22 protein-coding genes and 2 pseudogenes are annotated in these 24,548 nt (G+C 35.6%); 8 read left to right on the plus strand and 16 right to left on the minus strand.

Translation table 11 applies throughout. From position 1 onward, the window contains the following. Window positions 1–35 precede the first annotated feature (35 nt). Together uvrB and OPR60_RS06080 are read right to left on the minus strand one after the other, a co-directional pair. Window positions 36–1,949, minus strand: a complete 1,914-nt coding sequence (gene uvrB, locus OPR60_RS06075) for an excinuclease ABC subunit UvrB (protein ID WP_265040256.1) — start codon at window positions 1,947–1,949, stop codon at window positions 36–38. A gap of 394 nt (window positions 1,950–2,343) precedes the next feature. After that, window positions 2,344–2,664: pseudogene (locus OPR60_RS06080) on the minus strand (transposase); the annotation flags it as partial. A gap of 149 nt (window positions 2,665–2,813) precedes the next feature. On the opposite strand from OPR60_RS06080, the gene OPR60_RS06085 reads away from it, so the two are divergent. Further along, window positions 2,814–3,566, plus strand: coding sequence for an IS5 family transposase (locus tag OPR60_RS06085; protein ID WP_265039632.1), 753 nt, complete (start codon window positions 2,814–2,816; stop codon window positions 3,564–3,566). 81 nt (window positions 3,567–3,647) lie between these two features. On the opposite strand, the gene OPR60_RS06090 is transcribed toward OPR60_RS06085, so the two are convergent. The 5 genes from OPR60_RS06090 to OPR60_RS06110 all read right to left on the minus strand — a co-directional run bounded on the left by OPR60_RS06090 (window position 3,648) and on the right by OPR60_RS06110 (window position 6,868). Continuing rightward, window positions 3,648–4,124, minus strand: a complete 477-nt coding sequence (locus OPR60_RS06090; RefSeq protein ID WP_065094793.1) for a F0F1 ATP synthase subunit B family protein — start codon at window positions 4,122–4,124, stop codon at window positions 3,648–3,650. A gap of 8 nt (window positions 4,125–4,132) precedes the next feature. After that, on the minus strand, window positions 4,133–4,612 hold the full coding sequence (locus tag OPR60_RS06095; RefSeq protein WP_065094794.1) for a F0F1 ATP synthase subunit B family protein: 480 nt from the start codon (window positions 4,610–4,612) through the stop codon (window positions 4,133–4,135). A gap of 3 nt (window positions 4,613–4,615) precedes the next feature. Next, window positions 4,616–4,843, minus strand: a complete 228-nt coding sequence (locus OPR60_RS06100; protein WP_006014985.1) for a F0F1 ATP synthase subunit C — start codon at window positions 4,841–4,843, stop codon at window positions 4,616–4,618. A gap of 60 nt (window positions 4,844–4,903) precedes the next feature. Further along, the gene (locus OPR60_RS06105) at window positions 4,904–5,629 is read right to left on the minus strand and encodes a F0F1 ATP synthase subunit A (RefSeq protein ID WP_065094795.1); all 726 of its coding nucleotides are present in this window, start codon (window positions 5,627–5,629) and stop codon (window positions 4,904–4,906) included. A 486-nt stretch (window positions 5,630–6,115) separates the two neighbouring features. Then, complete coding sequence (locus OPR60_RS06110) at window positions 6,116–6,868, minus strand: IS5 family transposase (RefSeq protein ID WP_265039632.1); 753 nt, start codon at window positions 6,866–6,868, stop codon at window positions 6,116–6,118. A 183-nt stretch (window positions 6,869–7,051) separates the two neighbouring features. Here OPR60_RS06110 and OPR60_RS06115 point away from each other — a divergent pair. Beyond that, window positions 7,052–7,732: pseudogene (locus tag OPR60_RS06115) on the plus strand (transposase); the annotation flags it as partial. 13 nt (window positions 7,733–7,745) lie between these two features. On the opposite strand, the gene OPR60_RS06925 reads toward OPR60_RS06115, so the two are convergent. Together OPR60_RS06925 and OPR60_RS06930 are read right to left on the minus strand one after the other, a co-directional pair. Then, complete coding sequence (locus OPR60_RS06925; RefSeq protein WP_406829820.1) at window positions 7,746–8,051, minus strand: transposase; 306 nt, start codon at window positions 8,049–8,051, stop codon at window positions 7,746–7,748. Window positions 8,052–8,057: 6 nt separating this feature from the next. Next, a complete protein-coding gene (locus OPR60_RS06930) occupies window positions 8,058–8,498 on the minus strand; it encodes an IS5 family transposase (protein ID WP_406829617.1) in 441 nt (146 codons plus the stop codon). 275 nt (window positions 8,499–8,773) lie between these two features. On the opposite strand from OPR60_RS06930, the gene OPR60_RS06125 reads away from it, so the two are divergent. Then, complete coding sequence (locus tag OPR60_RS06125; protein ID WP_265040261.1) at window positions 8,774–10,162, plus strand: hypothetical protein; 1,389 nt, start codon at window positions 8,774–8,776, stop codon at window positions 10,160–10,162. Window positions 10,163–10,172: 10 nt separating this feature from the next. Further along, entirely contained in the window at window positions 10,173–12,344 is a 2,172-nt protein-coding gene (locus OPR60_RS06130; RefSeq protein ID WP_265040262.1) for a hypothetical protein, read from the plus strand. Between the two features lie 106 nt (window positions 12,345–12,450). Here OPR60_RS06130 and OPR60_RS06135 read toward each other — a convergent pair whose 3' ends face one another. From OPR60_RS06135 to nuoE, 4 genes are all read right to left on the minus strand, one after another. Then, window positions 12,451–13,203 (minus strand): IS5 family transposase, encoded by a 753-nt coding sequence (locus OPR60_RS06135; protein WP_265039632.1) that lies wholly within the window; start codon window positions 13,201–13,203, stop codon window positions 12,451–12,453. A gap of 256 nt (window positions 13,204–13,459) precedes the next feature. After that, window positions 13,460–14,272 (minus strand): transposase, encoded by an 813-nt coding sequence (locus tag OPR60_RS06140; protein WP_265040287.1) that lies wholly within the window; start codon window positions 14,270–14,272, stop codon window positions 13,460–13,462. Between the two features lie 1,153 nt (window positions 14,273–15,425). Beyond that, entirely contained in the window at window positions 15,426–16,643 is a 1,218-nt protein-coding gene (tgt, locus tag OPR60_RS06145) for a tRNA guanosine(34) transglycosylase Tgt (protein WP_065094689.1), read from the minus strand. Further along, window positions 16,644–17,144, minus strand: a complete 501-nt coding sequence (gene nuoE / locus OPR60_RS06150; RefSeq protein WP_265040264.1) for an NADH-quinone oxidoreductase subunit NuoE — start codon at window positions 17,142–17,144, stop codon at window positions 16,644–16,646. A 224-nt stretch (window positions 17,145–17,368) separates the two neighbouring features. On the opposite strand from nuoE, the gene OPR60_RS06155 reads away from it, so the two are divergent. From OPR60_RS06155 to OPR60_RS06165, 3 genes are all read left to right on the plus strand, one after another. After that, window positions 17,369–17,962, plus strand: coding sequence for a hypothetical protein (locus tag OPR60_RS06155; RefSeq protein WP_265040266.1), 594 nt, complete (start codon window positions 17,369–17,371; stop codon window positions 17,960–17,962). A gap of 26 nt (window positions 17,963–17,988) precedes the next feature. Further along, window positions 17,989–18,741, plus strand: a complete 753-nt coding sequence (locus OPR60_RS06160) for an IS5 family transposase (RefSeq protein ID WP_265039632.1) — start codon at window positions 17,989–17,991, stop codon at window positions 18,739–18,741. Window positions 18,742–18,841: 100 nt separating this feature from the next. Next, on the plus strand, window positions 18,842–19,594 hold the full coding sequence (locus OPR60_RS06165) for an IS5 family transposase (RefSeq protein ID WP_265039650.1): 753 nt from the start codon (window positions 18,842–18,844) through the stop codon (window positions 19,592–19,594). 133 nt (window positions 19,595–19,727) lie between these two features. On the opposite strand, the gene terL is transcribed toward OPR60_RS06165, so the two are convergent. The 3 genes from terL to OPR60_RS06180 form a co-directional block, all read right to left on the minus strand. Next, window positions 19,728–21,206, minus strand: a complete 1,479-nt coding sequence (gene terL, locus OPR60_RS06170) for a phage terminase large subunit (protein WP_265040267.1) — start codon at window positions 21,204–21,206, stop codon at window positions 19,728–19,730. Between the two features lie 696 nt (window positions 21,207–21,902). Continuing rightward, a complete protein-coding gene (locus OPR60_RS06175; protein ID WP_065094700.1) occupies window positions 21,903–23,477 on the minus strand; it encodes a penicillin-binding transpeptidase domain-containing protein in 1,575 nt (524 codons plus the stop codon). Then, entirely contained in the window at window positions 23,432–24,271 is an 840-nt protein-coding gene (locus OPR60_RS06180; RefSeq protein WP_320109790.1) for a polysaccharide deacetylase family protein, read from the minus strand. Before OPR60_RS06180 ends, OPR60_RS06175 begins: the two co-directional genes overlap by 46 nt. Window positions 24,272–24,393: 122 nt before the next feature. Between OPR60_RS06180 and OPR60_RS06185 the strand changes: the two genes are divergently transcribed. Then, window positions 24,394–24,516 carry a hypothetical protein gene (locus OPR60_RS06185; RefSeq protein WP_255317433.1) on the plus strand — a complete coding sequence of 41 codons (123 nt, stop codon included), beginning with the start codon at window positions 24,394–24,396 and terminating at the stop codon, window positions 24,514–24,516. The last annotated feature ends 32 nt before the right edge of the window (window positions 24,517–24,548 follow it).

The raw sequence follows: 24,548 nt of genomic DNA on the forward strand, positions 1-24,548 counted from the left end.
CACTTTCATGCTATGCCCATAGCATCATATATTACTTAACCTTGCAATAATTTTTTTATTCTTGCTGCTTCTTCAAACTCTAAATTTTCAGCATGCTCTATCATTTGCTTTCTCAAATCATCCTTATTAGTATTTACTTTCGGTTCTGCTATTGCCCTCTCCTGTAAGGTGTTTGATATAGGTTTTATTATAGTCTTTGGGATAATATTGTGCAATATATTATGTTCTTCTTGTTTTTTTCTTCTTCTTTCAGTCTCTTTTAACGCACGATCCAGAGAACCAGTGATTTTATCTGCATACAAAATTACTCTACCTTCAGCATTACGCGCAGTACGACCGATCGTTTGAATTAATGAAGTTTCCGATCGCAAAAATCCTTCTTTATCAGCATCCAAAATTGCAACCAACCCACACTCTGGAATATCAAGACCTTCCCTCAGCAAGTTAACACCTACTAAAACATCGATTTCTTTAGATCTCAATTTGTATATAATTTCTATTCTCTCCAGCGCAGCAATATCAGAATGCAAATAACTCACTCTCATATTCAATTCACTCATATATTCAGCTAAATTTTCAGCCATTTTTTTCGTCAATGTAGTGATTAAAACACAAAATCCCTTCCCTATTGTCACTTGTGCCTCATGAATTACATCATCAATTTGACTCTCTATTGGTTTTACAATGCAGATTGGGTCCGTAAGCCCTGTTGGACGGATAACTTGCTCTATAAATACATTATTGGTCTTTGCCAACTCATACTTTCCGGGAGTGGCTGAAATGTAAATAGTCTGCGGCCTAACTCCCTCCCACTCTTCAAATTTTAATGGACGATTATCAAAAGCGGAAGGGAGCCTGAAGCCATAGTCGATCAATTTCTTTTTACGCGCCTCATTACCACTGTACATCGCACCAACCTGAGGAACGGTGACATGACTCTCATCAACAAATAAAATTACGTCTTTAGGTAAATATTCAAACAAAGTAGGTGGTGGATCCCCAGCTTCCATTCCATAGAGATAACGCGAATAATTTTCAATACCTTTACTTATTCCTGTTGTTCTCATCATTTCGATATCAAAATTAGTGCGTTGCTCGAGGCGCTTTGCTTCAACAATCTTATTTTGCGAGTAGTAATAATCCAAGCGTTCATGCAGCTCTTTTTTGACTAGTTCAATTGCCTGCAACAAAGCCTCACGCGGGGTTATGTAATAGCTATTTGGAAAAATGGTGATTTTATTTACGCCTTTGGTAACATTGCCCGTTATAGCATCAACTTTAGAAATTTCTTCTATTTCATCGCCAAATAACGATAAACGCCAAGCTTTATTTTCATAATGGGAAGGAAATATATCAATAATATCGCCGCGCACTCTGAAATATCCTCTCTCAAACCTGGCATCAGAGCGCTTGTATTGAAGATCAGTTAAGTTGCTCAGGAAATCATTAATATGAATTTTATTTCCAACACTAAGCGGTATGATCATGCTGCGGTAGCTCTCAGGCGAACCAAGACCGTATATGCAGGAAACACTGGCAACTACGATCGTATCCCTGCGCTCCAAAAGGGAGCAGACGGTGGAATAACGCAGCATCTCAATTCTTTCGTTAATTGCAGAATCTTTTTCGATATAAGTATCAGTTTGTGGTAAATAGGCTTCAGGTTGATAATAATCATAATAAGAAATGAAGTATTCAACAGCATTATGGGGAAACAATCCTTTCATTTCCTCATAAAGCTGTGCTGCTAAAGTTTTATTGTGTGCCATAATTAATGCAGGCCTGTTTGTCCTTGCAATAACATTTGCCATAGTAAAAGTTTTCCCAGAACCAGTAACTCCAAGCAAAACCTGATCTCTTTTATTGCTATTTAGCCCTGCAATTAAGCTATCGATTGCCTGTGGTTGATCCCCAGCCGGTTGAAAATGTGTAGCGATTTGAAATTCCATAGACTTTACTTACTATCTTTGATTCATTGTATAGTAAACACTATATTGCTTTTAAGATAAGTTGTATAGCTATCGTAAAGCCATAAAACATTAACCAATAATGTCATGCAAGTAGCTGACACTGGAATCTTGTTTCAATGCTAAACAAAATACCATAGAATTCAAGAAGACAATTCCTAAAAAATCCCTACATCCAAAAAAAGGCAAAATGTTGCTTGAATAAGCTAAATTTTTTTAGATGCAAAAACAATAAAACATAGTTGATACTAAATTATAGTACTCCTATGACAACGTTACAAAAATTAAGGAAATGGATAGCTCTGATCAATTGGAATAGTATTTTCAGGTACCGGTGGTCAATATGACATTTTTAAAATAAAGATTTAGAACCTGTTTAAAATCTTCTCAATAGAAGAGAAATGAAGGAAAGAACGACCATTTGTAGGCTAGTGTTAAGTTTTCGCTCGCAATTTTTCCACAATCGTCTGCATTTTTCTAACCAAGCGAAAGATCGCTCTACAACCCATCTTTGTGGCAATACAGCAAAGGAATGTAATTCACTTCGTTTTATTACTTCTACAGTTGCTCCAATAATCGTTTTTATTTGAGTTGCAAAATTTTCTCCTGTATAACCTGCATCGACCAGTATATTTTTAACTTCCGAGAGGTTTTCTTTTGCGCTTTCAACCATTCTCACAGCACTGCTAACCCCAGTTGTAAATTAGAAAAAATAGAAAAGGTAAGGAAATAGGGTAAACTCCGAGGTATTTGATATTCATTCCTAGGCTCTGTGGACAAAAAATATGAAAAGAGAGAAAAAGATGGTAGTTTAGCCTAATAGGTAAAAAATGGAGAAACTACCATATGCAATATTACATCAAAGAGGAAAATTGGAAACAAATTTTAGAGTTCATAAAAAGCGTAAAAGGAATGCACAGCAAAGATGAAAAACGTTTAAGAATATTCATAGAGGCAGTGTGGTACATAGTGCGAAGTGGTTGCCAATGGAGACTTTTACCAAAAACTTATGGTAATTACAGGAGTATACATAAGCGATTTAAAAGATGGTGTGAAAGAGATGTCTGGAAAAAATTGCTTGAATATACTAAACAAGAGCCTGATTTAGAAGTTGCTATAATCGACGGTACGATCATCCGAGCCCATCCATGTTCATCTGGATATACAAAAAACTCCAAGGATCAAGAAGCTTTAGGGAGGAGCAAAGGTGGCTTTACAACTAAAATACATGCGCTTGTCGATGCACTTGGAAATCCACTTAAATTTACTCTGACTCCTGGTCAAAGAAATGAAATTACGCAGGCACAAGTGTTGACCGAAAGTATCTATAACTCTACTGTAGTAGCTGACAAGGGCTACGATAGCAATGCCTTTGTTACAAGTCTTGAAGACAAGGGATGTACAGTAGTTATTCCGCCAAAACGGAATCGAAAAGTGCAAAGGTATTACGATGAGCATATCTACAAAGAACGTCATTTGATTGAGTGTTTTTTTGGTAAAATTAAAAATTTTAGGCGCATTTTTTCCAGATTTGATAAAACTGCTGAGGTTTTTATTGGTTTTCTCAATTTTGTTGGAGCTCTTGTATGGCTTCTCTAAAATTTTGTCCACAGAGCCTAGAATCAAACTTAATTTTTTCTACATTATCAGCTTGAAGTATAGGCAATTGTTGCATTGAACCTAATGCAATTTTTTATTTAAGTCACGTGAAAATGAAGATATGACCTCGCTACTACGCTTATCATCTTTACGTTCATGCATTATTTTTTTTACAGCATCAGCAGCTATATTCGCTGTGTTAGCCTGTAAATCTCCAAGAGCTTTTTCAACTTGGTCAGTGACTTTCTTCAAGTTAGAATGGGCATTGTCATCTAATGTCTGATCTAGCTGCTGTCTATTGTGCTTAATGATACTATTAGCTTTATCAAGTGCTTCATTCATCATTTTATTAACTTCTGCATCTAATTCTTTGTATTTTTTAGAAGATTTTTTGTAATACTCCAACATATCTTTCCTGAATTTTTCAGTTTCTTCACTTGAAAATTTGCTTTTGTTACGCTTATTGTTAAGCGCATTTTTTATCACTTTCTTTAGCAATTTATACGAAAGGACAAAACTTACCAAGAAGGCAAGACCGATAATCAGTGATGTAGACATAAAAACCCCTAAAATTCTTTGGACACCAAGTCAGCAATAAATTCCTCTTCAATTTCAGAATTAGTCAATTTAGTATAATAAATTAAAGCAATACTAGTAGCCATTTGTTTTAACTGATCAGTATATTCAGATTTAAATTCTGCCACTTTTTTTTCAATAAGCTTGCTCTTTTTTTTGTCTTCCTCTTCTAATATATTCTTAACATTAGCTCTCATTTCTTCTACCTGAGCAAGTGCATCATCTATGATTTTTTTTGCCTGTATTCTAGCTTGGTTTAAAGCGGCATTATACTTGGCAACCTGATCTTCCGTGAGTCTTAAAAGATGAACAGAACTATTAAAAGAATCCAATACTTCTTTACTTCTAGTGCTTATTATTTCATCTAACTTTGGCAAAAATAAACAACTTACTACGAAAAAAAGTGAAGAGAAAAAAATTAAAAACCAAAAAACTTGAGAAAAGAAGGTTGAAACATCAAGCTGTGGCATCTGTTAAGCAGCAAATATTAATAACATTGCAAGTACAAACGCAAGCAATCCCATGATTTCAACCATGGCAGCACCAATATAAACATAACTTTTCATTTTACCTTCTGATTCAGGGTTTCTCGCAATCCCATTTAACATAGCAGAGAAGATATTAGCTATACCTAAACCAGCACCGAGCATTCCAAACACAGCTAAACCAATTGCTATAAATTTTAAAGCTACTAAATCCATATATTTACCCTTAACTATTTCTTTATAATATAATTGTAAAATATTCTACAAGGAAGTCAATTACTTTACTGCATCTGACAAATATACACATGTTAATATAGTAAATATATAAGCTTGTAAAATTGCAACAAATACTTCAAACCCTATCAATGCAATTATGAACAAAAACGGCGCAGGAGTGAGAAATATGTTCATATTTACAATAAACCCTGCTATCACTTTGATGATTGTATGACCAGCAATCATATTTGCTGCAAGCCTTATTGATAGGCTAATCGGTCTTACTAAATAAGCAAACAACTTAATAATAATTATTATAGGTGCAAGCCACGAAGGAGTTCCTTTTGGTAGCAATATGCGTAAAAATTCTACTCCCCTTTCTTTAAATCCAACAATCGTTATATAAATAAAAACCACCATCGATAAAGCAAAGGTGACTATCACATGACTTGTGACCGTGAAACTATAAGGAAGAACACCAACCAAATTACATGATAAAATGAAAATAAACACTGTAAATATCAATGGAATGTGCTGCAAGCCTTTGCTTCCAGTGTTATTTTCTATTATTGAAATAACAAAATCATATACATACTCAACTGCAGCTTGCAAATATCCTGGTATTACTGCCCCCTTCTTTATTCCAAAAAGCAAAAAGAGTATCACCAATATCACCGAAATCATCGTGAAAAGAGATGAATTGGTAAAGCTTACGTCATACCCAAATAACCTAGGTAACTCTATTATTGTATATACTTTAAACTGCTCCAGCGGATTTAATGCCATTTTAATCTGAATTATCAACAGTAAATAAAGTATGAATTTTACAGGACAAAGTCAAGAATTAAGATAGAGCTCTGTATTATTATAACATTGATACATTAACAAAATATGTAATTAGAGTGTTAATTACAGTCAGCTCTGTATTTTAAAATTTACTAATCTTATTAAATTATTCAATATCTTGACTTAACATTTTATTTTAATTATAATTTAATTTTTAATATGAGGCTTATTATGAATGAAATGGATTTTATTAATCTACCTTTAGATTTAGAACAGGAGCTTGGAGATGGGTACATCAAGCTAACGGATAGTGACTTTAATGGATATACTGATCACCACTCACAAAAAGGTGAAGTACTAGATGAAAGTCACAATGTGATAGGAAACTTCACTATTAATGATTACATCGGTACAGTCTGTGAAAATGACCATAAGTTTAATTTTCATCAGTCCAGGCAGATAACCCTAGGCTCTGTGGACAAAATTTTAGAGAAGCCATACAAGAGCTCCAACAAAATTGAGAAAACCAATAAAAACCTCAGCAGTTTTATCAAATCTGGAAAAAATGCGCCTAAAATTTTTAATTTTACCAAAAAAACACTCAATCAAATGACGTTCTTTGTAGATATGCTCATCGTAATACCTTTGCACTTTTCGATTCCGTTTTGGCGGAATAACTACTGTACATCCCTTGTCTTCAAGACTTGTAACAAAGGCATTGCTATCGTAGCCCTTGTCAGCTACTACAGTAGAGTTATAGATACTTTCGGTCAACACTTGTGCCTGCGTAATTTCATTTCTTTGACCAGGAGTCAGAGTAAATTTAAGTGGATTTCCAAGTGCATCGACAAGCGCATGTATTTTAGTTGTAAAGCCACCTTTGCTCCTCCCTAAAGCTTCTTGATCCTTGGAGTTTTTTGTATATCCAGATGAACATGGATGGGCTCGGATGATCGTACCGTCGATTATAGCAACTTCTAAATCAGGCTCTTGTTTAGTATATTCAAGCAATTTTTTCCAGACATCTCTTTCACACCATCTTTTAAATCGCTTATGTATACTCCTGTAATTACCATAAGTTTTTGGTAAAAGTCTCCATTGGCAACCACTTCGCACTATGTACCACACTGCCTCTATGAATATTCTTAAACGTTTTTCATCTTTGCTGTGCATTCCTTTTACGCTTTTTATGAACTCTAAAATTTGTTTCCAATTTTCCTCTTTGATGTAATATTGCATATGGTAGTTTCTCCATTTTTTACCTATTAGGCTAAACTACCATCTTTTTCTCTCTTTTCATATTTTTTGTCCACAGAGCCTAGAGACCTGCTGCAAAAGGTGATTGAAAAAATGATGTGAGAGGGGTAGAAGAAGAATAAGCAGATCAAGTAAGGAAAAAAAATGAGCTTTAGTTACTATAATATGAAAAAACACCCAAGAAACTTTCGTAATATAACAGGTTTAAGTATAGAGGAGTTCGAAAAAGTAGTAGAAAAAGTGAGGTCTGGATGGAAAAAACTTGAAAAACAGAAAAAGTGTCATGGTAGAAGATCAAAACTACCAACTCTGGAAGATAAGTTGTTTTGCGTAATTTTGTACTATCGCACTTACATAACACATAGATTTTTAGGATGCCTATTCAATGTGCACAACGCAAATGTATGTAGGTTACTTAAGAGAATAGAGCCATTACTCGCCAAAAAAGTGACTATAACAAAAGATAGAAGTATGACGCCAGAAAAAATACTGAAGATTTTGGCTGATGTTACAGAACAGCAAATACAGAGGCCAGAAGATAGTAAAAAACGGAAGAAATCATATTCAGGAAAAAAAAGAACCAACACTATGAAAACTGAGATTATTATCGAAGAAGGAGGAAGAATTTTATCAGTGTCAAAGTCATACCGTGGTAGAATTAGTGATTTTCGCATAAGGAAACAAGAAAAATATTTACCACTTGATAGCATAAAACATGCTGATTCTGGATATCAAGGTTGGCAAAAATTGCAAAGCAATGTTATAATTCCATATAAAAAGTATCGTAAAAAGCCATTAACTCCAGAGCAGAAAGAGCATAATAGAAGGTTAGCATCATTTAGGCTCTGTGGACAAAATTTTAGAGAAGCCATACAAGAGCTCCAACAAAATTGAGAAAACCAATAAAAACCTCAGCAGTTTTATCAAATCTGGAAAAAATGCGCCTAAAATTTTTAATTTTACCAAAAAAACACTCAATCAAATGACGTTCTTTGTAGATATGCTCATCGTAATACCTTTGCACTTTTCGATTCCGTTTTGGCGGAATAACTACTGTACATCCCTTGTCTTCAAGACTTGTAACAAAGGCATTGCTATCGTAGCCCTTGTCAGCTACTACAGTAGAGTTATAGATACTTTCGGTCAACACTTGTGCCTGCGTAATTTCATTTCATTGACCAGGAGTCAGAGTAAATTTAAGTGGATTTCCAAGTGCATCGACAAGCGCATGTATTTTAGTTGTAAAGCCACCTTTGCTCCTCCCTAAAGCTTCTTGATCCTTGGAGTTTTTTGTATATCCAGATGAACATGGATGGGCTCGGATGATCGTACCGTCGATTATAGCAACTTCTAAATCAGGCTCTTGTTTAGTATATTCAAGCAATTTTTTCCAGACATCTCTTTCACACCATCTTTTAAATCGCTTATGTATACTCCTGTAATTACCATAAGTTTTTGGTAAAAGTCTCCATTGGCAACCACTTCGCACTATGTACCACACTGCCTCTATGAATATTCTTAAACGTTTTTCATCTTTGCTGTGCATTCCTTTTACGCTTTTTATGAACTCTAAAATTTGTTTCCAATTTTCCTCTTTGATGTAATATTGCATATGGTAGTTTCTCCATTTTTTACCTATTAGGCTAAACTACCATCTTTTTCTCTCTTTTCATATTTTTTGTCCACAGAGCCTAGGAAAAGTGCACAGCAGAATATTCGAATATATTTGAGGAACATATACAAATTTTAACGATAAAATTAACATCAAAAATCAAGTCTCAAAAGAAGTCTAACGAAATCATTCTCCTATTTTTACAAATTAAGTGTTGCAATCCCATTCCAGTTTAGCATAATGCTAAATAGGTTTAGTAATATATGGAGGGTTAAGTGCCAAAAAAAGTTTCGCGAAAGGCAGAGCGTCATGCTGCTATAGTCAAAAATTTACAAAGTAATATCTATGAAGATAGGAATCCAAGCATTACTGCTGGAAGGCGCTTAGCTGTTGAAAGATGGGTAAGAACCTATATCAGACATGTAGAATATCTAGAGGATGGTGAGTTGCAATTCTTATACAATGTGTTTCGTGACGAGAATTGTTGGTTAGGTGCAAGATTAAATAATACAATGCTAGGGCAAAAACTCACTGAAGAAAAAGTAAGTGAAATAGAGAATCCGTTTTCCAGATATGATATGGCATGCAGGTACTGCATAGTAGATGAAATTCAGAAATTCTTTGATGAGCAATTTGACTCTTACAAGCAAGGATTTTCGTCTGGATTAGATGATGATAGTAAGCCTGTGACAGATGAATATATAAGAAAGGAGCTTCTAGATTACATGGGAAGTCAAGATCCTGTATTAAGCTTTTGGATTAATAAAGACTCAGGGAAATTTCAAAATCCACAGAACAATGAGGAATGTTTTCAAAGAGCTTTAGAACTCGAATGGAGCGAGGGATTAGATTATTTCAGTCACCGCTTAAGACAACAAGGAAAAGATAGTACAAATCTTCTGATTAAGACAATTACTAAGCTATCAGGTGCGCAAACCAAGGAAAGTATTGCTGCCATATTAGATTTTTGTCTGCGTAATATAGGTAATAAAAATCCTTTATTAGATGAACTATCAAGGAAAGATAGGGGGGTATATTCTCTTTTTAGAATATTGGTGCGTTGGAGTTTTTTTGATACAATTCAAGATATAATTCCAATATTTAAAGATAAAATGCTAGAGGGTAAAATGCTATCACCACAAGATTATGCTCTCCTTCTTTCCTTACTTTCGGATAAAGTTATTGAAAGCCCTACCTTAGGTTCTCAAGCTAGAAAGATTATGATGAATCTTATAAAATGTGGTAATTTTAGTATCCAGGAAGGAAAAGAAGAAAAGGCTGCTGTCTTTTTTTGCGGTGGGATGGTTCCAATTGACCATGCACTTTCAGGATTGATTATTGATTGGGTAAATGATAACGAAACAGATAGTACTAGAGATGTAAAAAAGGATGAAATATTAGAAATACTACAATTTGCTAAAAAGTTTTGTTCAGATACAGACTTTGGAAATTTTAAGAAATCTATAGTTAACAATCTAAATATGGTTAGCAGACACGGCATGAAAGATGACATGAATTATGATAAATTTGCAGAAAAACTTTTTTCTGAGTTAGAAAAAAAAGTTTCTCCTTATTCTCAAGGTGGTGATTTTTGTAGCTCTGGCAGCCCAAAGTCTGTATTAGGTGGTGCTGGAGTTAGTGGATTTTCTTATCACAGAAAATAGAGGTATTTATATGCATGGTAATGGTGAAAATATTGGATTAATTAGAAGCTTATTGAATGGAGATTGTCAGGGTTTTATGGATAGATTTGAATCTTTTTTAGATCAGAGTCCGTCTTTTTTACATTCAGTTGGCAAAGATCGCTTCTTTCCGGCGTTCTTTTTTGGCATGTTTGCTACTGCGCATGATGCTGGTATCACAAACAATAATGAAAGAATTTTCTTTCGCTTTGATAATAATCCAGATAACCCTAGAAGAGGAAATTTAAAAATTGCTGTTCTAACTAGAGATAGTAATAACAGACGGATAGTGCGGTGTTATACTATTGCTGATAGGGAAAACAGCGTTGGTTCAAGATTTAGTCTAGAGGAGAGAGAGTGGATAGAGCGACATGAACTGCAAAATGGTCCTTCTAAGAGAAAAAAACTAGAATTAGAATGGGAAGAGTATAAGACATTTGTATGGGCAGAAAATCTAGGGGAAGATGAAGAAGAGGAAGCAGTAAGGTGCGGGCAATTTGTTGATATCGAAGCATTTACCGGAGAATCAGTATCTCCATGTAATGGTTTCATGGAAGTTGCCAGAACTGAACAACAGGGCTTCTTATCAGATCTTATAGCAGAGCTAGCAAGTAATGATGCAGATAATGTAATGGGTGTTACTAGGAGAATTTTGCAGTACGTTGTTGGTATTTATGATAGATATGGTGCTGTTCTAGGTTTTGATGGTAGAGAATCTGATTATCATGGCTTTCTGTCGGGCTTTTTGATGAATTTTAGGTACCGCCATGCAGTTGGTATTTATCTTGAATTGTTTGTAGGAGGAGGATATACAGATATTACTTTTCTTGTGCGTGGTGTGCAAAGATTGGGTGATTCTGTGCCTATCATAATTGAGCTTAAGGCAGGAAGAAGAAGTGCTGCAGATGCATTAGAGCAAGCAGAAAATTACGTTAACACATGTCCTGTTTCATCTGTATCTATTCATACTTCGTCGGAGAATGCTGTTTGCGTAGGGTTAAATTTTGATCTTAACCGCATGCGTTTTCAACTTAGCGTAGAAAACTTTTTAGAGAGAGAGCCTTCTTTACTAGAGAGGTTATTTCAACCTATTGGAGTTGATGAGAGTGTGAGAGACTTTCTATTATACCCATTATTTGGTTTGCCTGCTGTACCTGATGTTAGAGGTAGAAATAGTAGGTTATTTTCCTATACAACGGGATTTGTTTTTGGAAGTACTGCATTTGCCAGAGGAACTGTGACAATAAGAGGAAATCGCGTAAGAGTAACTAAGCACTTATTTCAGTATAGTAATCATGATAATAACAGAATGCTAGGTCCACATGGAGGTATTGCTAATGTAAATATTGGAGAGCGTATATTAACTATGATTCTTTATGCACCAAGTAGAAATATGGTTGTTGTGTTTAATATATGCAATATGTTAACTCATCAGTTTCCATCTGGTGCTATCAGTCTATTAAATTGGCCAAGTGCTAGAGTGAATGAGATAGTATGTACATTGGATCCAACTAGGAGAGACGAAGATGATCTTGGTCTTGCTGTTACTGTATCAAGTTTTCAATCCCCTAATGTTTATTTGCAGAATAGGAATAATGTATCTTTTCAAGGTAATTTTTTTCAGGTAAGCGGTGTCGGCGATGTACGAAGGATTGCAAGTATAATGATGAATACTGGTTGGCAAGATATAAATAGGCATCAGGAACTATTTCAAGCCATTTCCCGTGTGCTATTTCCACTAAGGTGGATAGTGAATAGAAATGATGCTCAGGAAGTTGGGTTTCACTCTATATTGCACGGATTATTTTATGCTTGTGATAATCCTGCTAGGGTAGTTATTGAGTTTCAGTTGGGAGGAAGAAAGCTGGATCTGGTATTGTTGCGATCTGCAGGAAGCGTTGGAGGTACTCACCCAACTGGAATAGAGCTAAAATTTGCTACAGCAGCACATGAGTTACGGCAGAAAATTGCTAATGCAGATGAACAGTTAGATCGTTACATGCATTGTAGGGGATTTAAGCGTGTTACTGATGGTGATACGGTAGTTCTATCATATGCCATATTTAATGATTACGCGCGAGTGCCAAACACTCTTATATCGAACCCACATGTTCTTCGTGTGAAAAATCCTCTAGAGCATAGCTCTATACGTGAATTTCCTTAATATATCAGGATGTGCGTGATATGGTTAAGTCTTTTGTTGATAGTGAGTTAGTTGCAGGGCAAAATTTTCTTTTCTTGAGTTTTTACTAGGCTCTGTGGACAAAATTTTAGAGAAGCCATACAAGAGCTCCAACAAAATTGAGAAAACCAATAAAAACCTCAGCAGTTTTATCAAATCTGGAAAAAATGCGCCTAAAATTTTTAATTTTACCAAAAAAACACTCAATCAAATGACGTTCTTTGTAGATATGCTCATCGTAATACCTTTGCACTTTTCGATTCCGTTTTGGCGGAATAACTACTGTACATCCCTTGTCTTCAAGACTTGTAACAAAGGCATTGCTATCGTAGCCCTTGTCAGCTACTACAGTAGAGTTATAGATACTTTCGGTCAACACTTGTGCCTGCGTAATTTCATTTCTTTGACCAGGAGTCAGAGTAAATTTAAGTGGATTTCCAAGTGCATCGACAAGCGCATGTATTTTAGTTGTAAAGCCACCTTTGCTCCTCCCTAAAGCTTCTTGATCCTTGGAGTTTTTTGTATATCCAGATGAACATGGATGGGCTCGGATGATCGTACCGTCGATTATAGCAACTTCTAAATCAGGCTCTTGTTTAGTATATTCAAGCAATTTTTTCCAGACATCTCTTTCACACCATCTTTTAAATCGCTTATGTATACTCCTGTAATTACCATAAGTTTTTGGTAAAAGTCTCCATTGGCAACCACTTCGCACTATGTACCACACTGCCTCTATGAATATTCTTAAACGTTTTTCATCTTTGCTGTGCATTCCTTTTACGCTTTTTATGAACTCTAAAATTTGTTTCCAATTTTCCTCTTTGATGTAATATTGCATATGGTAGTTTCTCCATTTTTTACCTATTAGGCTAAACTACCATCTTTTTCTCTCTTTTCATATTTTTTGTCCACAGAGCCTAGATCCCGCTAACGCGTAGCGGGATGACGAATTACTTAACCATCATCTACACCGTCATACCGTCACGGTATCTCTTAGCATAGATCCCTTACTTAACCATCATACCTTAACATAAGACCTGCTGCGAATCAAGCGATAAAAAAAAGGAAAGGAGGGTGAATAAAATCAAGGTTAACTAAAAGGCGTGCTTAAGATTTACAATACCAGCAATAATATTGAACCTCAAGTTATATTTTTTCTGAAAATTGCGATAAACATTCGACATAATCTTAAATATCTTTATCTCTCGGATCTTATTTTCTACTCTCATTCTAAATGATGCTAACCTTCTATTATGCTCTTTCTGCTCTGGAGTTAATGGCTTTTTACGATACTTTTTATATGGAATTATAACATTGCTTTGCAATTTTTGCCAACCTTGATATCCAGAATCAGCATGTTTTATGCTATCAAGTGGTAAATATTTTTCTTGTTTCCTTATGCGAAAATCACTAATTCTACCACGGTATGACTTTGACACTGATAAAATTCTTCCTCCTTCTTCGATAATAATCTCAGTTTTCATAGTGTTGGTTCTTTTTTTTCCTGAATATGATTTCTTCCGTTTTTTACTATCTTCTGGCCTCTGTATTTGCTGTTCTGTAACATCAGCCAAAATCTTCAGTATTTTTTCTGGCGTCATACTTCTATCTTTTGTTATAGTCACTTTTTTGGCGAGTAATGGCTCTATTCTCTTAAGTAACCTACATACATTTGCGTTGTGCACATTGAATAGGCATCCTAAAAATCTATGTGTTATGTAAGTGCGATAGTACAAAATTACGCAAAACAACTTATCTTCCAGAGTTGGTAGTTTTGATCTTCTACCATGACACTTTTTCTGTTTTTCAAGTTTTTTCCATCCAGACCTCACTTTTTCTACTACTTTTTCGAACTCCTCTATACTTAAACCTGTTATATTACGAAAGTTTCTTGGGTGTTTTTTCATATTATAGTAACTAAAGCTCATTTTTTTTCCTTACTTGATCTGCTTATTCTTCTTCTACCCCTCTCACATCATTTTTTCAATCACCTTTTGCAGCAGGTCTATAGATCCCGCTAACAAGTAGCGGGATGACGGTTGTCAAGGTGTCATGAAAGTAGCTGACACTGGTTTCCATCCAAGACGGTGTCATCTAAGTAGCCTCCTTCTCCTGTCATCCCAGTGCTCCTATAATGTCATCCAAGTAGCTGACACTGGGATGACATTATAGGAGCACTGGGATGACACCCTACTTAACCGTCATACCGCGATTCATTCGCGGTACCTCTTAACATCTTACTATTACCCACAAATATAAATGTTTGCTGCATAGCTCTTAATGGCATAATTTTTGCTTGAAATAACTGTTTATATGGTGCAATTTACAGCTTTTAGTTGCTAAAATTATAACTCTTAGTTTAATAATTTTAATCTCATAAGCTTTCAGGTTAATAAAATTAAACTATTTGAGTAGATACAATATTATGTTTTTATTTGTGGGTAATAGTAAGCTTAACATAGATCCCTTACTTAACCGTCATACCTTAACATAGATCCCGCTAACACGTAGCGGGATGACGATTGTCGTTTAGCCATAAATATTAAGAAATTTACCAAATGAAAAAAAAGGCAAAAGAAGCCCCGTGGTGGTTGGCTATTTACCATGTACTAAAATATCGGCGTTTTTTTTATTCTAAAACGCTTGATTAAGAGCGATTTAGCTGCTTTTAACTTGCAACTAACCTACACCGCAAGTGTTTAAGAAATTTACTAAGCAGGAAAAAAGGCAAAGAAACCCCGTAGTAGCTAGCATTCAAATTCTCCCTTGTCAATTTGACGTTTTTTGCTGTCTTAAACGCTTTGTAAGCGCGTTTCGGCTTATATAGGTAAAAACCTAAAAATTTTTAAAGACATGCGATGCACGTAGTGCGAAAAATTAAACATGAGACGCCAAATACCCTAAGTTTTTTGTCATTAACCTGCACAGATTGCGAAGATAAATAAATAGCTTCAGTATCATGATAAGGGGGCTGGCGGAGTTTGTCAAGTAAGTTTTTTGTTTCTATTTCCAATAAAAGTTCGTTATATGGTTATGCAAGAAGTCTAATGAAGAAAAGACTTAAAGAGAGGCCAAATCAAAGTGCAATGGTATTTCACTAATCCAATTATTTTTTTCCTGATCTAGCCTATCATCCAATATTGCCTGCCTTATTGATGCCATTAACTTATTCATAAAGAAAATATTATGAATGGTAACGAGCGTGTAAGCCAGGAGCTCTTTAGCTTTCAGTAAATGGTGTATATAAGCTCTTGAATGTTTTCTGCAGGTAAAACATAAACAGTCACTTTCAATTGGGTTATCGTCTAGCTCGAATTGTTGATTCCGCAAATTAATATGCTCTTTGCACTTTGAAGAAATAGAATTTCTGTTTTTTACTTTAACAAGTGCGCCACCATGCCTTGCTAAGCGGGTTGGATGCACACAATCAAACGTGTCAATTCCAAGACTTACTCCATGAAAGATGTCCACAATTCCACCAATACCAAGCAAATGAGTAGGCCTGTCTTTTTTTAGGTGGTCCATAGTGAAAGAAACTACATCGTACATCTGCTCTTTACTTTGACCAAGTGATCCACCTATTGCTTGACCGAAAAATGGTAAATTGTTGATAAAATCACAACTTTCTCTACGTAAATCTTGATGTACCCCGCCTTGACTAATTCCATACAGTGCCTGCTTGCCATTATTGTTTTTTTCAAATTCATTTAAAGAGCGTTCAGCCCATCTGTGGCTCATGAGCATTGATTTTGCTGTGTACTCTTTGCTTACGTGAAATGGAGTGCATTCATCTAAAACTAGGATTAAATCTGCACCTAATTTCTGTTGAATTTGTATAGATTTTTCAGGAGTTAAACAATAAGTTTTACCATTAATGTAAGAACGGAAAATTGCCCCATCCTCATTAATTTTGATCAAAGTTTTTTGTTTTTTTCTTATTCCTTTTATCTCTTCCGAAACTGATCCGTGGCCTAAGCTAAATATCTGATATCCACCTGAATCAGTTAGCATTGGCCCATTCCATCCCATCATTTTGTGCAAACCACCAAGTTTTGCAACAGTATTCTCTCCTGGTTGAAGCATTAGGTGATAGGTGTTGGAAAGTATGATTTGGGTACCAGCTTCACTTATTCTTTCAATATCTGCAGCTTTAATTGCAGCTTTTGTTGCGCAGAATATAAAAGCGGGGGTTTCTACGCTTCCATTTGGAGTTTTAATTGTTCCAACTCTTGCAGAACCTGATTGCTTGATTATCTTAAATGCAAATTCTTCTTTCATCTATTTGCCTAAAAGTTCTGCTATGATGTTTTCTACTTTCTCAGGAGTAAGATTTTCATAGAAGTCATTATTGATCTGCACAACGGGAGCATTAACGCATGCACCTAGGCATTCAACTTCTTTTAAAGTGAACAAATTGTCTTTAGTAGTCTCACCGATATTGATTCCAAGTTTCTTTTTAAAGGTGTTTAAAACTTCTTCACTATTGCATAACCAGCAAGGAGTTGTTCTACAAATTTGTATTAGATATTTGCCTACTGGTTTTAAATTATACATGGTATAAAAGTTTGCCACTTCATATACACGAATATGTGGAATATGCAGCATATCAGCAACATAACGCATAGCAGATTCAGAAACCCATCCGCATTGCTCTTGAACCAGGTATAGTAAAGGCATAACAGCACTACCTTCTCTATCTTTGGGATACATCTCTATAAACTTTCCTGCTTTCTTGAGGTTTTCTGATGTCAAACTAAACTGCTCTTCTTTTTCTATCATTCATGAGACTCGTGTAAACTTTAACAGATTATACCTGTAGAACCAATGATTGCAATTGTTGGTTTTTTGAGAAATAGCATAAAGCTTCTTAGCCCTCTTCAAGCTTATATTTACCTTTTAGTATAAAATATTATATTAATTTTTTAATTTTAGTTAAAATTTTCATTGACATTAACACACAGGAGTAATCATAATAGCATTTTATTAATATTTTAAATAAAATTATGTCTATATTAAGAAGATTGCTCGGGATCAACTCAAATACACCGGAAATTAAAGAAGCGATAGGTTTTAATCCAACAAACGTAGAATTAATTGAGGGGAATGGAGTTGCTTACGGACTCAGCTATCAAGATAATGGTAATGGGAGCAGTAAAGTAAAATTACTTATTAGTCCATTATATCAATCAAAAACATACGAATGTGGTACAAATATCAGCGTAGCAAATGAATTCAAAGATCAATTATCTCTCACATTAATAGAAGATTCAGCTGAAATAGATAAAGTTGGAGTTATCTTTCCTGAAGAAGGAATTAGCGAAGAAGGAGAAAAATGCGTTAAAGGCTTATCTTTTAACACTTACGGAATTAAACAATCAGTTAATACTCCTTCAGTTGAACATTTAGATAAAAGAAAATTACAAAAGAATATTGATAATAATAGTCTTGCAAATGTGGGCAATAGTTACTTTCAACCAAGAGCAGTGAAAGTTGGTAATGGTGACGTAATTGTAATCGCCCATAACTTAAAGGATCAAACTTTAGGCTCTGTGGACAAAAAATATGAAAAGAGAGAAAAAGATGGTAGTTTAGCCTAATAGGTAAAAAATGGAGAAACTACCATATGCAATATTACATCAAAGAGGAAAATTGGAAACAAATTTTAGAGTTCATAAAAAGCGTAAAAGGAATGCACAGCAAAGATGAAAAACGTTTAAGAATATTCATAGAGGCAGTGTGGTACATAGTGCGAAGTGGTTGCCAATGGAGACTTTTACCAAAAACTTATGGTAATTACAGGAGTATACATAAGCGATTTAAAAGATGGTGTGAAAGAGATGTCTGGAAAAAATTGCTTGAATATACTAAACAAGAGCCTGATTTAGAAGTTGCTATAATCGACGGTACGATCATCCGAGCCCATCCATGTTCATCTGGATATACAAAAAACTCCAAGGATCAAGAAGCTTTAGGGAGGAGCAAAGGTGGCTTTACAACTAAAATACATGCGCTTGTCGATGCACTTGGAAATCCACTTAAATTTACTCTGACTCCTGGTCAAAGAAATGAAATTACGCAGGCACAAGTGTTGACCGAAAGTATCTATAACTCTACTGTAGTAGCTGACAAGGGCTATGATAGCAATGCCTTTGTTACAAGTCTTGAAGACAAGGGATGTACAGTAGTTATTCCGCCAAAACGGAATCGAAAAGTGCAAAGGTATTACGATGAGCATATCTACAAAGAACGTCATTTGATTGAGTGTTTTTTTGGTAAAATTAAAAATTTTAGGCGCATTTTTTCCAGATTTGATAAAACTGCTGAGGTTTTTATTGGTTTTCTCAATTTTGTTGGAGCTCTTGTATGGCTTCTCTAAAATTTTGTCCACAGAGCCTAGGCTCTGTGGACAAAAAATATGAAAAGAGAGAAAAAGATGGTAGTTTAGCCTAATAGGTAAAAAATGGAGAAACTACCATATGCAATATTACATCAAAGAGGAAAATTGGAAACAAATTTTAGAGTTCATAAAAAGCGTAAAAGGAATGCACAGCAAAGATGAAAAACGTTTAAGAATATTCATAGAGGCAGTGTGGTACATAGTGCGAAGTGGTTGCCAATGGAGACTTTTATCAAAAACTTATGGTAATTACAGGAGTATACATAAGCGATTTAAAAGATGGTGTGAAAGAGATGTCTGGAAAAAATTGCTTGAATATACTAAACAAGAGCCTGATTTAGAAGTTGCTATAATCGACGGTACGATCATCCGAGCCCATCCATGTTCATCTGGATATACAAAAAACTCCAAGGATCAAGAAGCTTTAGGGAGGAGCAAAGGTGGCTTTACAACTAAAATACATGCGCTTGTCGATGCACTTGGAAATCCACTTAAATTTACTCTGACTCCTGGTCAAAGAAATGAAATTACGCAGGCACAAGTGTTGACCGAAAGTATCTATAACTCTACTGTAGTAGCTGACAAGGGCTACGATAGCAATGCCTTTGTTACAAGTCTTGAAGACAAGGGATGTACAGTAGTTATTCCGCCAAAACGGAATCGAAAAGTGCAAAGGTATTACGATGAGCATATCTACAAAGAACGTCATTTGATTGAGTGTTTTTTTGGTAAAATTAAAAATTTTAGGCGCATTTTTTCCAGATTTGATAAAACTGCTGAGGTTTTTATTGGTTTTCTCAATTTTGTTGGAGCTCTTGTATGGCTTCTCTAAAATTTTGTCCACAGAGCCTAGCTCTATATTTTCTACTCCTTGTCCTATGTTTTGAAGTGACGGCATTACATCAATACATTCAATTACGCTCCAGCGATTCTTTTTGTTATACTTTAAACTTGTTGGAACAAACTTATATGGACCAAAAGATAACATTTTTATATTTTTCTCGTTGACTTACAAGACGGTATCTACTATCTCTCACCCACTGCAAATATTGCACGGTACTGTCCACTTGGTCGTCGTGGCGCGTTTCTGGAAACATTAAAATTTCATACTCAAAATCGTTCAGCCATACTGCTTGGTGCGGCAGAAAAACCTTGCCAGACTCTATCATCGGAGCAATCCGGTGGAATCGAGTGAGCTTACCATCATGTAGCACTATTTCGATAATGGGCAAATGACTGTTTGCCTTCAGCTCTTGTGCTAATTGCTGACCACTTGTTTTGGCTTCGATCAAAATCGCGTGTGGTGACCATCTTGCAGCTAGTGATAAAACTTGTTCTTTAAGCTTTGGATACTCAAGCTTTGCGCGATATACATCAAGTAAATAGAATTTATTATCTATTTTTGCCCAGGTGGTGCAGACACTAAAGTTGCTCATGTCGCTTGTTGAAACCGCAGTATCCCAACTTTGTGTTACATGCGAGAGATTATCAGGAACATTTTTATAGCGCTTTAGCCACTCTCGTTTGACTATACCACTTGAAAGCGGCAGAGGGTTTTGTTGATATTGCGCAGCAAAAGCATAACTCCCAAGTTCAACTTTTATCGTCTCAACTTCTTCTTTTCCTCCATCGAGGGGATATAGCAACTGACCTTCTTCTCTTGAATATAATATCCTTACAGGTGACGCTGGTTTATTATATAATCGCCTGGTCGCACAGTGCTGAGCTACTCGGATGACAGGAACGGGAGGCATTGGCTTTTTGATTGAATAAATAACCTGCTTATTTTCAGAAATCATTGGCAAACAAATATGATGCCATATGTTTTTTGGCTTGGAGAGAAGGTGTCCAGTTAAGTCCTCCTGGTGTAGCCTGTGCATTACAAGAACGATGACTCCTTTTTTTCTATCGTTCAGCCTGGTTACTAAAGTCTGATCAAACCAGTTTGTGGCACGCTTTCTAAGCGTTTCACTCAAAGCTTGAGCAGAACTGAGCGGATCGTCCACAATGATAAAATCACCACCTTCACCAGTTAGTGTTCCACCAACTGATGTTGCGATTCTGTATCCTCTCTGCACTGTTTGAAATTTATATTTGGTATTCTGGTCTTTGGATAGTTCTATCTCTGGAAATAGCGCTCTATACCAACTAGACTGCATCACGCACCTGGTGTCAAGCGAGTGCTTTTCGCTGAGCCGCTGAGAATAACTTGCAACTATTATTCTCGCAGTTGGTTGGTTTCCCAGTATCCATGCGGGCCACGCAACACTAGCGCACAGGGATTTCATTGAACGCGGAGGCATATTGAATATTATTCGTTTCACTTCACCAGCGCTCGCTGCTTCCAGCCTGTCTGCTATGACTTTTATATACTGATAATCGTTATACTCACACCCCGGCACTACCGTTTGAAAGCATAACTCAATGAATTTTAGAAAGTTCATGATATAATGTTGAAACCAACGCGTGACGCTGGGATGACAAAAAAAGGAGCACTGAAGGCTATAGGTGAGACGTCGCGGTATCTCTAGATCCCGCTAACAAGCAGCGGGATGACGAATTACTATGCCGCCGCGAACCGTCATACCGCTGCGGTATCTCAGCCGCTAATAAGTAGCGGGATGACGGTTGTTGTTTAGCTATAAATATTAAGAAATTTACCAAATGAAAAAAAAGGCAAAAGAAGCCCTGGGGTTATTATCCGCTTTAAAATATTGGCGTTTTTTATGTTTTAAACGCTTGATAAGCGAGATTCAGCCGCTTTTAATTGCAACTAACTTACGCTGCAAATGTTTAAGAAATTTACTAAGCAGAAAAAAAGACAAAGAACCCCCGAGTTAGCTAGTCTTTTACTATCTCTGTCGAGTATTGGCATTTTTTGATGTCTTGTAACGCTTTATAAGCGCGTTCAGCTTATTTAGATAAAAATCTAGATGTAGATGAAGTTTTGTAAAGACATACAGTATCTATATACTGTAAAAAATTGAACATAAGACGCCGATACATTAAGTAATCCTTACCTTTTAATCTGTAGATTGGCGAAAGCAAATACAATAGCTTCAGTTCCATGATAAGGGGGCTGGCGAAGGGTGTCAAGTAAGTTTTTTCGTTTCTATTCCCAATAAAAGTTTGTTATATGGTTATGCAAGAAGTTTAATACTCATAGTTTCAAGCATATACTGAAATATTTCATTAGCTATAGCAACATCTTGGCGTGGGGCTTTGCCGTGTTCTATAAACACAGAGATTGCATAGCGCGGGTTATGGTAAGGGCCATAAGCGATAAATAACTTATGACTTTCGCCCTTAGAGTTTATCTCTGGTGTACCGGTTTTACCGGCAATTTGTATACCGCTTAGCCCTTTCTTATAGGTTCCAGTTTTAGAATTCACCACATCAAACATAGCTTTTCGAACTATGCTAAGATGCTCACAATCCACATCAATATCGGGAAAATCTTGTATCGTTTCATTCATCTTAATGTGGGGAATTACCTCTTTTCCTGTTGCAATCCTCGCTGCAAGAACTGCAAGCTGTAGTGGTGTTGTAAGCATATACCCTTGTCCTATAACTAAGTTGATAGTGTCACCTAAATACCACTGCGAATATAGCTTTCGTGTACGCCAATCTCTATCTGGCAACAACCCTGGAGCTTCTTCTTTAAACGTTCCAATCAGTGGCCCACTTCCAATACCAAATTTTCTGGCCATTTCTACTAGAGAGTCTACACTTATTTTTTTTCCTATATTATAAAAGTAAGTGTTGCATGATAATGCCATTGCCTCATTTAAAGATATATACCCATGGACTTTGCTTTTCAGACAACGAAATTTCCGCTCACCTATTTTCATATAGCCCTTGCACGAGAATTTCTCTTCTGGTGTTATTATCCCGTCTTTTAAACCCGCAAGCGCAACTATTACTTTAAATATTGAACCAGGTGGAATTTGATATGATAACGCACGATTCACAAGCGGTAATGAAGGAGCATTCAAGTTTTCCCAAGTCTCATTTGATAGCCTGCTAGCAAAAAGATTATTATCGTAAGAAGGTGAATTATATAATGCTAAAATTTCTCCATTATTTACATCAATTACCACTGCGGAGCCTTGGTGATCTTTAAATACCTCTGCGGTTTTCTCTTGCAGATTAATATCAATTGTCAGTTGTACATCTTGTCCGTCTTGTTGTGGTATGCTTGATAATTCTTTTATGACGCGTTTTTTAGAATTTATTTCCTGCTCAGATTTTCCTGACTTGCCTTTCAATATATGATCATATGTATATTCAATACCGCTGATTCCTACTTCGCTTATGCCTTGCTGTCTTTTTGTATATCCGATTACATGAGAACACATTGAACCAAACGGGTAATAACGTTTATAAAGAGCAGTTATTTTTTCTGACGATTTTGCTATTTTAGACTCGACTTCTGATAATGTCTGCAAATCAACTTCCTTACCAGAACCATCAAACAAAACAACATACGAAATTTTGTTTACCGCAAGTTCAATGCTATTCCTATCTAAAATTTTGCCCCGCTTAGGCATAATAGTAGCAACTCTTATTCTATTACTATTAGATAGTGCTTCGTACTTTTGTCTGTTTCGTATTTGTAAATTATATAACCTGCAACTAAAAACCGCAGAAATGGTAAGCTGAATACCACCTAATATGAATGCTCTGCGGTTAAAGACTTTGTTTTTTGTCCACATAACATTCCTTCAAAATGCACTTTTTTCCCCTCTTTTATTGTTATACTTCTGGCTTTTACCGTATTACAAACCCTTTTTTCCCACTCACTTAAGGTCACAAACTTATAACCTGATTTTTTTAGTATTTTAATAATATGAGGTAAAGCTTCAATTGTGTTTGACCTGTTATTGTGATCATGAAACAGTATAACTGCTCCATTATGTACATTACTTAAAACTCTTTCAACTAAAGTTTCTGGCTTATCACCTTGCCAATCTAGCGAATCAACTGTCCATAATATTGAATACATATTTAATTGATCAGTATTTTCAATCAGATTATCGTCATAACATCCATATGGCGGACGAAACCATTTTACATCTTGTTTTATTGCATTTTTAATTGCTGTATTTGTCTTTTCCAATTCTTGCAATTGTTCCTCACTTGAAAGTGATGTCAACTTCCTATGCGACCAAGAGTGATTGCCTAACTCATGACCTGATTCATGAATTTTCTTTACTATTTCAGACGTTTTTTCATTTATACGTTCACCAAGCACAAAAAATGTTGCTTTTGCTTCATAGCTTTCCAGAACATTAATAATATCGTTTATTCTATTGTTGGAAGGCCCATCATCAAACGTAAGCGCAACAAACTTATCGTCGTTATTCAATAACTTTTTTATATTACTTAAATTTCTATATGATAGATCCAGATTACAACTGAGCCCACAGTATGGTAAATTAAAATTACAATCACTACAAAAAGCCGTACTTGAATATAGTAAGAAAAAAGTGATTATCCTTATAAACATTTGTAATCAGCAAAGTGATAGAATACTACACTTTTTTGCTAAGTTAAGCCATCTTTAATTGCTGTAGCCTTTACTTCATCGCTTCTTTAATATATTGTATTAACAATTTTATATAATATATTATGATTGCAAATATAAATACCGTTGCGCTTCAGGGAATTAGCACAGTAAATGTCAATGCACAAATTCATATGGCAAATGGTATTCCAGCTTTTAAAGCAACAAGGACAACATTGCAAATTTAGAGTTCAAAAGGGTTATTCCTCGAGAACTACTG

This window comes from Wolbachia endosymbiont (group A) of Trypoxylon clavicerum (assembly GCF_947251665.1).
GTDB classification, from domain to species: domain Bacteria; phylum Pseudomonadota; class Alphaproteobacteria; order Rickettsiales; family Anaplasmataceae; genus Wolbachia; species Wolbachia pipientis.

Bases quoted from the DNA above. Each gene is read 5' to 3' on its own strand.
- uvrB (WP_265040256.1), bottom strand. From the start codon at position 1,949: ATGGAATTTCAAATCGCTACACATTTTCAACCGGCTGGGGATCAACCA.
- OPR60_RS06085 (WP_265039632.1), top strand. From the start codon at position 2,814: ATGCAATATTACATCAAAGAGGAAAATTGGAAACAAATTTTAGAGTTC.
- OPR60_RS06090 (WP_065094793.1), bottom strand. From the start codon at position 4,124: ATGTCTACATCACTGATTATCGGTCTTGCCTTCTTGGTAAGTTTTGTC.
- OPR60_RS06095 (WP_065094794.1), bottom strand. From the start codon at position 4,612: ATGCCACAGCTTGATGTTTCAACCTTCTTTTCTCAAGTTTTTTGGTTT.
- OPR60_RS06100 (WP_006014985.1), bottom strand. From the start codon at position 4,843: ATGGATTTAGTAGCTTTAAAATTTATAGCAATTGGTTTAGCTGTGTTT.
- OPR60_RS06105 (WP_065094795.1), bottom strand. From the start codon at position 5,629: ATGGCATTAAATCCGCTGGAGCAGTTTAAAGTATATACAATAATAGAG.
- OPR60_RS06110 (WP_265039632.1), bottom strand. From the start codon at position 6,868: ATGCAATATTACATCAAAGAGGAAAATTGGAAACAAATTTTAGAGTTC.
- OPR60_RS06930 (WP_406829617.1), bottom strand. From the start codon at position 8,498: ATGCAATATTACATCAAAGAGGAAAATTGGAAACAAATTTTAGAGTTC.
- OPR60_RS06130 (WP_265040262.1), top strand. From the start codon at position 10,173: ATGCATGGTAATGGTGAAAATATTGGATTAATTAGAAGCTTATTGAAT.
- OPR60_RS06135 (WP_265039632.1), bottom strand. From the start codon at position 13,203: ATGCAATATTACATCAAAGAGGAAAATTGGAAACAAATTTTAGAGTTC.
- OPR60_RS06140 (WP_265040287.1), bottom strand. From the start codon at position 14,272: ATGAAAAAACACCCAAGAAACTTTCGTAATATAACAGGTTTAAGTATA.
- tgt (WP_065094689.1), bottom strand. From the start codon at position 16,643: ATGAAAGAAGAATTTGCATTTAAGATAATCAAGCAATCAGGTTCTGCA.
- nuoE (WP_265040264.1), bottom strand. From the start codon at position 17,144: ATGATAGAAAAAGAAGAGCAGTTTAGTTTGACATCAGAAAACCTCAAG.
- OPR60_RS06155 (WP_265040266.1), top strand. From the start codon at position 17,369: ATGTCTATATTAAGAAGATTGCTCGGGATCAACTCAAATACACCGGAA.
- OPR60_RS06160 (WP_265039632.1), top strand. From the start codon at position 17,989: ATGCAATATTACATCAAAGAGGAAAATTGGAAACAAATTTTAGAGTTC.
- OPR60_RS06165 (WP_265039650.1), top strand. From the start codon at position 18,842: ATGCAATATTACATCAAAGAGGAAAATTGGAAACAAATTTTAGAGTTC.
- terL (WP_265040267.1), bottom strand. From the start codon at position 21,206: ATGAACTTTCTAAAATTCATTGAGTTATGCTTTCAAACGGTAGTGCCG.
- OPR60_RS06175 (WP_065094700.1), bottom strand. From the start codon at position 23,477: ATGTGGACAAAAAACAAAGTCTTTAACCGCAGAGCATTCATATTAGGT.
- OPR60_RS06180 (WP_320109790.1), bottom strand. From the start codon at position 24,271: ATGTTTATAAGGATAATCACTTTTTTCTTACTATATTCAAGTACGGCT.
- OPR60_RS06185 (WP_255317433.1), top strand. From the start codon at position 24,394: ATGATTGCAAATATAAATACCGTTGCGCTTCAGGGAATTAGCACAGTA.